The sequence below is a fragment of the Aquimarina algiphila genome, from assembly GCF_007489275.1.
Taxonomy (GTDB): Bacteria; Bacteroidota; Bacteroidia; order Flavobacteriales; family Flavobacteriaceae; genus Aquimarina; species Aquimarina algiphila.
In genome coordinates this window covers 13649-26232 of record NZ_VLNR01000047.1, presented here as the reverse complement: position 1 = coordinate 26232, position 12584 = coordinate 13649, and the positions used below count along the sequence as shown (strand labels likewise).

Here is a 12584-nt window from a genome sequence, read left to right as displayed (position 1 = left end):
ATAATGAAAGGAATAATACTAGCAGGAGGTTCAGGAACGCGTTTACATCCACTTACATTGGCAATTAGTAAACAGTTGATGCCCGTTTATGATAAGCCGATGATTTATTATCCGGTCTCTACATTAATTTCGGCAGGAATTAGAGAAATATTAATTATATCCACTCCACAAGATTTACCGTTATTCGAAAAATTATTAGGAGATGGTACTACTTATGGATGTCGATTCGAATATGCAATACAAGAACACCCCAATGGATTAGCTGAAGCTTTTATTATTGGGGAAAAATTTATAGGTCAGGATAAAGTTGCTCTAATACTGGGAGACAATATATTCTATGGTTCTGGTTTAGAAGCATTATTAGAAAGAAATAATGATCCGGATGGAGGAATTATATATGCATATCACGTACAAGATCCAGAACGATATGGTGTTGTTGATTTTGATGCCCAAGGTAATGCCACTTCTATAGAAGAAAAACCTGAAGCTCCAAAATCTAATTATGCAGTGCCAGGAATTTATTTCTACGATAATGAAGTTGTAAAAATTGCCAAAGCTATAACCCCTAGTTCTCGTGGTGAACTAGAAATTACAGATATTAACAATGCATATTTGCAGAAAGGGAAGTTAAAAGTAAGTATTCTGGATAAAGGTACAGCATGGCTGGATACAGGAACATTTAACTCTCTTATGCAAGCCAGTCAATTTGTTCAGGTAATAGAAGAAAGACAAGGCCTTAAAATTGGAGCTATAGAAGAAATTGCGTACAAAAAAGGTTTTATTGATAAAGAACAACTTCATCGTTTGGCAAAACCTCTTATCAAAAGCGGTTATGGTAAATACCTATTACAATTAGATTAAATATGGAAATTCAATCAACTTTTATTGAGGGGTGTTTTGTAATTAAACCTAATGTTTTTAAGGACAGCAGAGGGTCTTTTTTTGAAAGCTTTAATAAAAAAAAATTCGAGGAAATCTCTGGATATAATGTAAATTTTGTTCAGGATAATCAGTCGATTTCTAGAAAAGGAACTCTTAGAGGATTACATTTTCAGACAGGTGCCTATGCACAGGCAAAATTGGTTAGAGTGATCAGGGGTGAAGTGTTGGATGTTGCTGTGGACCTAAGACCAGATTCCAAAACCTATAAAAAACACTTTGCAATACTATTAAATGATCAAAATAATTTTCAATTATTTGTTCCAAGAGGATTTGCTCACGGATTTGTAACATTGAGTGAAAGTGCAATATTTGCTTATAAATGTGATAATTACTATCATAAATCTTCAGAATCTGGGATTATGTATAATGACCCGGATCTTAATATTGATTGGAGATTAGATTCCTCAATAATTCAATTGTCAGAAAAAGATGGTTGTCTACCGTTTTTAACAGATTTAAAAAATGCATAATCTTAAATTATTAAGAGAATAATTGGTATTTGTTAGTGAAATGTTAAGTTTTATAAAAACGTTTCAGAACCATTTTTCTTTCATTAAATTGCCGCCGCTTTCTTTTTTAAGTGAAAAGAAACAGACTAAATAACAGTTAAAATAGATACAAGTAATTGTATTTTATAGTTGACGTTTTTCCTACCCTATCGTCACTTTTTTCAATTAATTCTCAAAAGCTAAGAACTCTTTTTAGAGTATCTCTGTGTATTTTGAATCTATTGGATTTTCAGTTTTGGTTTTTAAAAATTTATCAATTAAGGAATGGTTTAATTCCTAAAATAAAGTTAACCTACGACGATGAAAGAACATACTTCGGAAGAAATTGATTTGGGGCAATTATTTCACCTTATAGGAACTATGATTAATAGATTCTTTAAGCTTATTGGAGACATATTTAAAAGTATTTTTCACCTATCAATTTTGTTCCTCAAATTTATAAGAGGACATTTTTTAAAATTTATTACGGTTGGATTTATAGGCTTAGCAATAGGAGGATATTTAGATCATATTGCTCAACCAACATATAGATCTTCGATGATTATAGAACCTAATTTTAATAGTGTTCAACAATTATACAATAATATTGAATTTTACAATCAATTGGCAATACAGCAAGAAAATAAAGCTTTGGCAGAAGCTTTTCATATTGATGAAAAAGAAGCATTATATATTAATAAAGTGACTATAGAATCATTTTCTGACGAAACACAGAGAATAAAACAATTCAGTGAATTTATTGGCGAATTAGATTCAATATCTCAACAACAAGTGGATTATGAATATTATTTAAAAAACTTTAATGACATCAATGCTAAATTTCATAAGATTGAAATAGAAACGACATCCCCAGAAATTGCAAAAAAATGTCAAAAAGCAATTGTTACATCTATAGAAAACAATGAATATTTCAAACTTCAGAAGGAGATTAATGATTACAATATTGCTCTTGGAGACTCAATTATAGAACAACAAAAAAAAGAGATTGATGATTTACAAGAATTCTATAAAAAGATAAAAATTTTAGAAGCTAAAAAGCCTGATGGTGCAACAAGTATTAACTTGGCTGAAAATAAACCTTATCAATCTTCAGAAATTGAATTGCTTAATCAAGCACAAAAATTGAAGAATGAAAAAATTAAATTAAATAAGGAGAAAGCAAATACAAAGAATACTGTTAATATCATTTCTGAATTCCCTAACAAAGGAGCATTGGTAAGTGACTTTTTTAGTAAAAAAATTGTTTTGACACCAATCTTATTAGTGAGTGTTTTATTTTTGACATTGGTTATGATTTCATTAAATAAATATTTGATGAATTATGATAAATAATAAAAACACAATTACAGGGATAATAAATGAATACATCATCTAATATAATTAATGTTTTAGTAACTGGATCTGGAGGTCAACTAGGGCAATGTATAGATAAAATTAAAAATGAATACCCAAAATTAACATTGTTTTTTGCTAACTCTACCATATTAGATATTACAAAAAAAGATAGGGTTAGTGATTTCTTTGAGGATAAATCATTTGATTTTGTAATTAATTGTGCTGCCTATACCAATGTTGAACAGGCAGAAAAGGAACCTGATAAAGCATTCTTAGTAAATGCAGAAGGGGTAAAAAACTTGGCTTTTATATGTGAAGAAAAAAAAAGTACTCTGATTCACATATCTACGGATTATATTTTTGATGGGGAGAAAAAAATGCCATATACAGAGGAGGATATTCCGAATCCTATTAATGAATATGGAAAATCAAAATTGGCAGGAGAACAAAGCATTCAACAAATTGCAGAAAAGTATTTTATTATTAGAACCTCGTGGTTGTATTCTGAATTTGGACATAATTTTTTTAAAACGATTTTGAAAAAATCTGAAACAGAAAAACAATTAACTATTGTTACTTCAGAGATGGGAACGCCAACGAATGCAAATGATCTTGCTAAGTTTGTCCTGGATTTGATTATTAATAACAATCAAAAGTATGGTATTTATCATTTCAGTAACCTTAGTGAAGCTACTTGGTATGATTTTGCTAAGGAAATTTTAAGAGTATCAGGGAAACTTGATACTATAATACTTAAAAAAACCGATAATTACCCTACTTTTGCACGAAGACCAAAATATAGTATTTTGAGTAAGCAAAAATTAAATAGCGCTTTTAATTTAGATATTCTGGATTGGAAGAATTCTTTAATAAATTTATATTCAAGTATTCGATGAAAAAAAACTTAATTGTTTTTGGAACAAGACCCGAAGCTATCAAGATGGCTCCATTAGTTAAAGAGTTTCAAAAACATTCAGATATTTTTGAAACAAGAGTCTGTATTACGGCACAACATCGGGAAATGTTAGATCAAGTGTTATCATTTTTTGAGATCACTCCTGATTATGATCTTAATTTGATGAAACCTAACCAGAACTTGTATACACTCACTGCAGACATTATTATTGATCTGAAACCAATTCTTGAAGAGTTTCAACCTGATTATGTATATGTTCATGGAGACACAACAACCACAATGGCTTCTAGCTTAGCCGCCTTTTATTCTGGTGCTAAAGTTTGTCATGTTGAAGCTGGTTTAAGAACGTTTAATATGAAATCTCCATTTCCAGAAGAAATGAATAGGTGTGTTACGGGAGTAGTTTCTGATATTCATTTTTCTCCTACAGAAACGTCAAGACAGAATTTGATTAATGAGAATAAATCTTCTGATTCAATATTGATAACGGGTAATACAGTTATAGATGCACTAAAATTTAGTGTTGAGAAGGTTAATAAAGATAGATTTGAAGATAAGGAAGTAGAACAACTTAAAAAGATTGTTGAGGTTGATAAAAAACTGATTCTCGTTACAGGGCATAGAAGAGAAAATCATGGTCAAGGATTTATTAATATTTGTGAAGCTTTAAAACAAATTGCTGCGGATCATCCAGAAACACAAATTATTTACCCTGTACATTTAAATCCAAATGTTCAAAAGCCAGTATATGAACTTTTGGATAAAGTGGATAACATTAAATTAATTGCACCACTTTCTTACCCGGCGTTTGTATGGTTGATGAATCAATCATATTTAATTATTACTGACAGTGGAGGCGTACAGGAAGAGGCTCCAAGTTTGGGAAAACCAGTTTTAGTTATGAGAGACACTACTGAAAGACCAGAAGCAGTTGAAGCGGGAACGGTAATTTTAGTAGGAACAAATAAGAATAGCATAATATCAGAAGCAAAGAAGCTTTTACAGGATAAAAATTCATATGAAGGTATGAGTAAACTTCATAACCCATATGGAGATGGAAAAGCATGTAAAAGAATAGTAGAATATATTTCAAAAAATTAATAATGGATAATAAACCAAGTGTAGTGATGATTGGTTTGGGGTATATTGGTCTCCCAACAGCTGCGTTAATTGCAAAAAATAATACATATGTTCATGGGGTTGACATTAATCCTAAAGTTGTAGAAACTATAAACGAAGGTAAGATTCACATTGTAGAGCCTGATCTGGATGAAGCGGTTGCAAATGCTGTAAAAGAAGGATATTTGAAAGCAGCAACATCTCCAGTTGTTGCTGATACATATTTAATCGTAGTTCCAACTCCGTTTAAAGGAAAAAACGAACCTGATATTTCGTTTGTGGAAGCCGCTACCAGAGGAGTAATTCCATTATTAAAAGATGATGATTTATATATTATCGAATCTACCTCTCCTATTGGTACTACTGAGAAAATGATGAATTTGATTTATGAAGAGCGTCCGAATTTAAAAGGTAAATTAAATATAGCATATTGTCCAGAGCGTGTTCTTCCAGGAAATGTGATGTATGAGTTAGTGCATAATGATAGGGTTATTGGAGGTGTTGATGAGAAATCAACTACAAAAGCATTAGCCTTTTATAGACAGTTTATTCAAGGAGATTTACACGAAACCAATGCAAGAACTGCAGAAATGTGTAAGTTGGTAGAGAATTCTTCCAGAGATGTTCAGATTGCATTTGCAAATGAATTATCACTTATTTGTGACAAAGCAGACATTAATGTTTGGGAATTGATAGAATTAGCAAATAAGCATCCCAGAGTAAATATTTTACAACCTGGATGTGGAGTAGGAGGACATTGTATAGCGGTTGATCCATATTTTATAGTAGCAGACTACCCAATGGAGTCTCAGATTATAGGAAAAGCTAGAGAAATAAATAATTATAAGTCATTTTGGTGTGCAGAAAAAGTAAAAACGGCTAAACTCGAGTTTGAGATTGAGCATGGACGAAAACCAAGTATCGCATTGATGGGGTTAGCATTTAAACCAAATATTGATGATTTAAGAGAATCACCTGCAAAATATATAGCGCAAAAAGTATTACAGAATGCTAATAATGAAGAATATTTTATTGTTGAACCTAATATCTCTGAACATAAGGTTTTTAAGCTAACAAATTATATGGAAGCAGCAGAAAATGCTGATATTATAGTATACTTAGTGGCCCATAAAGAGTTTAAAACAATAACGTCTGACAAAAGTAAAGTCGTATTGGATTTTTGTGGAATTATAAAGTAGCCTAATATAAATCAATAATAGTTAGAACTGATTATATAGTAAAGCTTCTTTAAAATTTTACTAAAAATATGCTCTTTAATTCGTTAGATTTTGCAATTTTTTTCCCGATAGTTATTATTACTTATTGGACACTTTCATCTAACTTAAAAGTTAGAAACCTATTTTTATTGTTTTCTAGTTATTTTTTCTATGCTTGGTGGGATTGGAGATTTCTTGGACTTATAGTTTTTAGTTCTTTAATAGATTATATTTTGGGCCTTGCTATTTCAAAAACTAAGCTAGAAAAGCAGAAAAAAATATTAGTTTCGACTAGTATATTTGTTAATCTAGGGTTTTTGTTTTTTTTTAAGTATTTTAATTTTTTTGTAATATCTTTTGTAGACGCCTTTAAGCTTTTTGGGACAAATCTTGAAGTTTCTACTTTACATATCGTTCTGCCGGTTGGAATTAGTTTTTATACATTTCAAACTTTAAGTTATACAATTGATATTTATCGAGATAAAATAAAACCCACAAAAAATGTAATAAACTTTTTTGCCTTTGTTTCTTTTTTTCCGCAATTAGTAGCAGGTCCAATTGAAAGAGCTTCTAATTTACTTCCTCAATTTTCAGAAAAGCATTACTTTGATTACAGTAAATTCAAAAGTGGTTTATTACTTATTTGTTGGGGTTTAATAAAGAAGATGATTATTGCGGATAGAGCTGCAATAGTTGTAAATGAAGTATATAATAACGTTGAAAACTATAATAGTCTTTATTATGTATATGCCACAATACTTTTTGCTTTTCAGATTTATTGCGATTTTTCTGCATATTCTGACATTGCAATTGGTATATCTAGGACAATGGGCTTTGATTTAATGAAGAATTTTAAGACACCATATTTTTCCAAATCGCTCACAGAATTTTGGAGGCGTTGGCATATATCATTATCCACGTGGTTCAGAGATTATGTATATATTCCTTTAGGAGGGAGTAAAAAAGGTAATAAAAGAATGTATTTTAACCTTTTTCTGGTGTTTTTAATTAGTGGAATATGGCATGGCGCTGCATGGACCTTTGTTTCTTGGGGAATTATCCATGGAGTAATTATAGTCTTAGAAAAACTATCTTCCAATTTCAGAAAAATCTTTTTTCTGAAATTAGGACTTGGAGTTATGAACTTTGCTAATAAACTATTTTTTGTATTTGTTACTTTTTTTATTGTTTGTGTTTCTTGGGTTTTTTTTAGAGCTAATTCCTTTAATGATGCATTGTTAATTTTTAAGAAGGCATTAATTATTAAAGAATATAGTTTCGATTTTAAAAATTCTGAGATCGATTTTTTTAATATAAAAACGACTTTTATCTGTATTTTCATATTGGTAATTATTGAATTCATACATAATAGAAAAAATTTATATAAAGTATTACAAAAACAAGGGTTTGTTTTTAGATGGGGAACATATATTCTTGCTGTTTTAGCAATTTTGATTTTTGGCGTTTATGGAGAATATGATGACTCTCAGTTTATTTATTTTCAATTTTGAGTATGATAAGAAAAATCTTTTTTAAGTGTGTTTTCTTTACGATTATCATTTGTTTTTTCGCAAATCATTTAGGACCAATTTTTTCTGAAACCAGAAGAGGAGTTGGAGTGTGGAATGATTTTTATAAAGAACCTAAAAACACTTTAGATCTCGTTTTTATGGGAAGTTCTTTAAGTTACAGTAGTTTTAATCCATTAGTAATAAACGGTTCTTTAAAAATAAAGTCATATAATCTTGCAACTGCGTTACAGAACATTAAACAAAGTTATTATAATTTATTAGAAATCTTGAAATATCAATCCCCAAAGACTATTGTTTTAGAAGCATATACTTTAGACATACCTGATTTGTCTGAAGAAAATAGATTGGGGTTTAAATTTGAAAATCTAGATGGTCAAAAACTATCTTTAGGAAAACTAAAAGCTACCAATCAACAATTTAAATCTTTTAAGAATAAAATAAATGCATTGCTTCCTTTTGTAAGAAATCATAATAATTGGGGTAATATAGAATTAATAGAAAAAAATCTAGAATATACTCATATCAAAAATAGGTTTTTAGGGTATAAGCTTGTGAAAACAAAAGTAACTTCAGAAGAAGTAAAAGAAGGAATAAAAAGACTTCCTTTAACACATTCTTTTGACGATGAAAATTTAAAGTATTTCAAGAAATTTGTAGAGTTATGTAAGCTTAACAAAATAAGAATAATTGTTACAAGAGCTCCTACGCTTTTCTATAAATATAACAAAGATTATTATTTACAAGCATATAAGAATACAAATGAAGTTTGTAAGGCAAATGATCTAATTTATATTGATTACAATCAGAAGTTTGATGATTTAGGTTTAGACATGACATGTTTTTGGGATCCAAAACATCTTAATTACAAGGGGGCTACAAAGGTGTCTGAATCGCTGGTTAAAGATCTTAAAAATAAAGGTATAACGGGTGAGAAAACAATTACTAAATATAATGAGCCAGAGGATTACATATATTCAAATGCTATTGCAAATCAAGGACAAACCATTTTCAAAGGAAATTTTTTGATTAATGATAGTTTAAAAATAAAAGAGGTTAAAGTTTTTAATATTAGAAAGGATGAGTATTCTGTAGTTGTAAAAATGAATAAAGGATTAAATCCTGATTTGATTTCTGAATTTGGGATAGGATATTATTTTTATCCTATTGATAGTCATGTTCAATTTTTAGAAACGAAGAAAGACTTAAAAAGAAAATACACATCCATAGGGGATCACAGTATACCAATGTCATCTGGGAATAATATTTATATTGCATTACGTTCTTTAAAAACTAAGATGAACTCTTTTAAAACTATTAAAATTGAGATTCACAATCAAACAACAAATGATTTAAAATATTTGGTTATTAAAGATGTTAATTTTAATAAAACATTTGACTAAATTATGCTACAATAGTAGTAACCGCCATTAATGTAGATGATACTATATTTAAGAAAAAAACAAATTTGAAAACATACTTATTAAATAAAAACGTTTTAAGTTTATTAGGGATTTATCTTTTGGTAAGTATTGTGCCTTTGTTTTTAAGTCATAGTTTTGCACTTTCCTATTCTTTTTATAACTACGCTACGATCCAGATATTAATTTTTGGTATTCTTTTTTGTCTAAAAGAAGAAAAACGAAATATTTTTCTTCTTTCTCCATCTTTTATAGCTGTATCATATATAAATCTAAATTTCTTGTTTGGTAGTATAGTTTTTAAACAGGGTTTGGTGTTTGATTATGTATTAATTCCTTATCAAAGCTGGGAAAATTATGGGTTGGTAATAGGCTACTTTAACCTTATCAATTTTGCAATTATAGCTAGTTTTTTTCTGTCTAGGCAGATTAAATTTTTTTCAAGATTTAAACTGATATGCGATTTCAAAAAGTATTCTAACGGAGTACTAATTCTTATTGGATTGACGATAGTCTTAGCGTTTTCTTATTTCGATCTTAGCTTGCATTTTTTAGGAGGGGATGGAGATTTTTCTATAATTCCAAAAACATTAGGGATTTTAATTATTATTGTATGTTTTTCTAGATTTCCTAGTTTAACAAAAAGATTAATTGGGTATTTGATTATTATAGCCTTCTTTTCTGCAATATCTTGGGAGAATAAGAGAAATTCTATATTTCTATTATTACCGATTTTACTTCTCGAATCAAGAAATTTTAAAGTGAAGTTAAACTTGAAAAAAGTAGCACTATTGTCTTTTTCTATCCTTTTGTTATTACAATTAATCTTAGCGATGTCAATTTTTAGAGGATATGGAGGATATAAACCTAAAAGTTTTTTGGAGGCAAATGGTTATGTCTTTGATTATATTCAATCCAAGGAATTCATCCCTGCATTTATGAATAATCTAGAAATTTCATATACTTATTTTCATTCGAATAATGCGATTCAAACTATACTCAAAGACCCAGAAAAAATAACATATGGAGAAACATTAATAAAACCATTTTTTATTTTTATACCAAGGAGAATGGTTTCTTTTAAACCAAGGAGTATTATCCATCATTATACAGTTACTGTTTCATCAAATTATAGAAGTAAAGGAGGTTCTTGGCCTATCAGTTTTCAATCTGAAATGTTTTGGAATTTCCATTTTTTTGGAATTTTTGTAGGCTTTCTATTTTTTATAATTCTTAATTCAGTCTATTTAAATATAAGATCACTAATCGTAGATGGAGATATAATAAACTTCATTCCTTTATTATATTTTTATCAAACAACTCTAGTACTATTTAGAGGATCAGGATTAGATATGTTCACTGTATTTATAATTCTGGCAACAGTATTTTCGGTATTTATAAAGTTAACAACCAAAATCTTGCTAAATAAAGGTTGATGAAATTGGATAAAATTATATATATATTATTTTCTGTAGTATCTGCAACTATTCCATTTGCTTTTGTTTTCAATGTTAATTCCATTTCAATAATGGTTTTGGCAATATTTACTCTTTTTTTTTCTATAATTGAAAGAAGAGGTTTTTCGTTTATTTGGCAAGAAGGAGGATTATTAATTTTATATTTTCTTTTTCTTTCAATATCAATATTATATTCAGAAAACGCATATGTTGGTTTTAAAAAGATAGGAAGTCTGTTAGCATTCATTCTATTTCCTTTAATATTTATGCAGTTATCAAAGGAAATAACTATTAAGGTTTTAAAATCGGTAATATATAGTTTTGTAATATCAAATATTGTTGCACTATTCATCTGTTATTTATTTGCTATTTATACAAAGGATCCTTTACCTCTTACAAAAGGGTCTTTTTATTTTACAGAAATAATTGATATTCATCCAACTTATTTTGCGATGTATTTAGTCTTTTCTTTTGTACTATTAATAGAATATTTTAATGTTAAAGGAAAGTATTACATATTAAAAACTGTTGTCAAAACTACTTTATTATTGATTTTTGTTTTATCTGTTTTTTTCCTAAAAAGTAGATCAGCAATATTATCTTTATGTGTAACCATTCTTTTCTATTTATTCTCTTTTGTTTTAAGGTTTTTTAAATTAAGAAAAAATAGAAGTCTAATAATTTATGCTAGTGTTATTGCAATACTTTTTATAATTTTTTTTATAAGATTTGATTTGATCTTTACAATAAATGATGTATTTGAAAAGTTGATTAATAGAAATAGTTTAGAATCATTAGGAGTTCGATTTGAAATATGGAAATCTACCTTATATGCAGTATTGGAGTCTCCTTATTTTGGACATGGTATAGGAGATAAACAAATTGAGTTGGAGCGTTCATATTATATTAATGGATTTGACGAAGGAATTGATGAAGGCTATAATGCTCACAATCAATTTTTGGAATCGTTATTAACAGGTGGCTTACTTCTGTTCTCTATTCTATTTTTGTTAATTAGAAAATTGTTTATTCAGTATAAAAAAACATATAATAAAAGTATAGTGGTCTTTATTATATGCTTAATTTCTGCTATGTCATTTGAATCAATTTTAGTTAGACAACACGGAATTGTCTTTTTTTGCTTCTTTTTTTGTTTAATTAATAAGGGTTTGAGTTGGAAAAATATAAACTAACTATATTACTTATCTGCTTATCTACTTTTCTTTTTTCTCAAGAAAGTATAGAGGTTGAATTAATAAAAAAATATAAAGAAAATTTTAGTATTAGAACATTCAGCTATAGTAAGAATCACTATTTTGCAAGATTGAGTTATAATAATCAAACTATATACCTGGAGAACTTATTAAATCCTCAAAAGAGAACTCTTATTTTTTCAAGAAAAAATGGTGGAATTAAATCTATGGATTTTGATAGTAATGAACATTTTTTAGCCACTGCTTCTTATTCTGGAGATGTAGATATTTGGGATATTAATAATAGAAATTTACTTAAAACTATAAAGCTGCATGTTGATGATGTTAATAAAGTTAAATTTGTGCCCAATACGTCATTGCTGATAAGTGTTGGTCATGACGGTAAGATAATGCTGATGGATATAAAAGATGAATTTTGCAAACCCACTCTTTTGGGAAGTCATAATGACATTATAAGGTCTTTTGATATTACTCTGGATGGAAAATATGTAGTTACAATTGGTAATGATAACAAAGTAATAGTTTGGAATATTAATAAAAGAGAAAAGAGAAAAGAAATAAGAATAAAGGCAAATAATCTAAGTTCTATAAAAATTTTGGATGATAAAATAGTTGTTGGTGATATTGACGGAAATATTCTATTCTTAAACCTAAAGGACTTGTCTTTTATAAATTCAATAAAAATTCATGATAATATTATTTCATCAATTTCTAAAGTTTCTAAAAATAGAATACTGACTTCTAGTTATGATGGTACTCTAAAGATTGTGGAAATAGATAGTAATACAAGTAGTTCTATTAAGGTGAAAAGCAAAAGTTATATTCTTCATTCAACCTTATTAGATTCTAAAATAACATTCTCTGATAGAAAAGGAAATTTAAAAATTTTCAAACTCTTGAATTATGATACTAAAAAATAACGTTT

12 protein-coding genes are annotated in these 12584 nt (G+C 28.4%); 11 read left to right on the top strand and 1 reads right to left on the bottom strand.

Annotated features, from left to right (window positions below; genetic code table 11):
- Positions 1–3 precede the first annotated feature (3 nt).
- The 9 genes from rfbA to FOF46_RS20030 all read left to right on the top strand — a co-directional run bounded on the left by rfbA (position 4) and on the right by FOF46_RS20030 (position 10424).
- Positions 4–861: a glucose-1-phosphate thymidylyltransferase RfbA gene (rfbA, locus tag FOF46_RS20070; RefSeq protein WP_109436214.1), complete on the top strand. Its 858-nt coding sequence runs from the start codon at positions 4–6 to the stop codon at positions 859–861.
- A 2-nt stretch (positions 862–863) separates the two neighbouring features.
- Complete coding sequence (gene rfbC / locus FOF46_RS20065) at positions 864–1412, top strand: dTDP-4-dehydrorhamnose 3,5-epimerase (protein ID WP_143917668.1); 549 nt, start codon at positions 864–866, stop codon at positions 1410–1412.
- 339 nt (positions 1413–1751) lie between these two features.
- Positions 1752–2783, top strand: coding sequence for a hypothetical protein (locus FOF46_RS20060; RefSeq protein ID WP_109436212.1), 1032 nt, complete (start codon positions 1752–1754; stop codon positions 2781–2783).
- A 26-nt stretch (positions 2784–2809) separates the two neighbouring features.
- On the top strand, positions 2810–3682 hold the full coding sequence (gene rfbD / locus FOF46_RS20055; protein ID WP_208746800.1) for a dTDP-4-dehydrorhamnose reductase: 873 nt from the start codon (positions 2810–2812) through the stop codon (positions 3680–3682).
- A complete protein-coding gene (wecB, locus tag FOF46_RS20050; protein ID WP_109436211.1) occupies positions 3679–4803 on the top strand; it encodes a non-hydrolyzing UDP-N-acetylglucosamine 2-epimerase in 1125 nt (374 codons plus the stop codon). Before rfbD ends, wecB begins: the two co-directional genes overlap by 4 nt.
- 2 nt (positions 4804–4805) lie before the next feature.
- Positions 4806–6020 (top strand): UDP-N-acetyl-D-mannosamine dehydrogenase, encoded by a 1215-nt coding sequence (gene wecC, locus FOF46_RS20045; RefSeq protein WP_143917667.1) that lies wholly within the window; start codon positions 4806–4808, stop codon positions 6018–6020.
- Between the two features lie 68 nt (positions 6021–6088).
- Positions 6089–7549, top strand: a complete 1461-nt coding sequence (locus FOF46_RS20040) for an MBOAT family O-acyltransferase (protein WP_109436209.1) — start codon at positions 6089–6091, stop codon at positions 7547–7549.
- Between the two features lie 2 nt (positions 7550–7551).
- Positions 7552–8970 (top strand): hypothetical protein, encoded by a 1419-nt coding sequence (locus tag FOF46_RS20035; protein WP_109436208.1) that lies wholly within the window; start codon positions 7552–7554, stop codon positions 8968–8970.
- A 65-nt stretch (positions 8971–9035) separates the two neighbouring features.
- Positions 9036–10424 (top strand): hypothetical protein, encoded by a 1389-nt coding sequence (locus FOF46_RS20030; RefSeq protein WP_143917666.1) that lies wholly within the window; start codon positions 9036–9038, stop codon positions 10422–10424.
- Here FOF46_RS20030 and FOF46_RS31685 read toward each other — a convergent pair.
- Complete coding sequence (locus FOF46_RS31685) at positions 10384–10797, bottom strand: hypothetical protein (RefSeq protein WP_167571897.1); 414 nt, start codon at positions 10795–10797, stop codon at positions 10384–10386. The two genes, FOF46_RS20030 and FOF46_RS31685, sit on opposite strands and share 41 nt — an antisense overlap.
- Between FOF46_RS31685 and FOF46_RS31680 the strand changes: the two genes are divergently transcribed.
- Positions 10712–11638, top strand: a complete 927-nt coding sequence (locus FOF46_RS31680; protein WP_334212208.1) for an O-antigen ligase family protein — start codon at positions 10712–10714, stop codon at positions 11636–11638. The genes FOF46_RS31685 and FOF46_RS31680 overlap by 86 nt on opposite strands.
- On the top strand, positions 11620–12579 hold the full coding sequence (locus tag FOF46_RS20020) for a WD40 repeat domain-containing protein (protein WP_143917664.1): 960 nt from the start codon (positions 11620–11622) through the stop codon (positions 12577–12579). Before FOF46_RS31680 ends, FOF46_RS20020 begins: the two co-directional genes overlap by 19 nt.
- Positions 12580–12584: the final 5 nt, after the last annotated feature.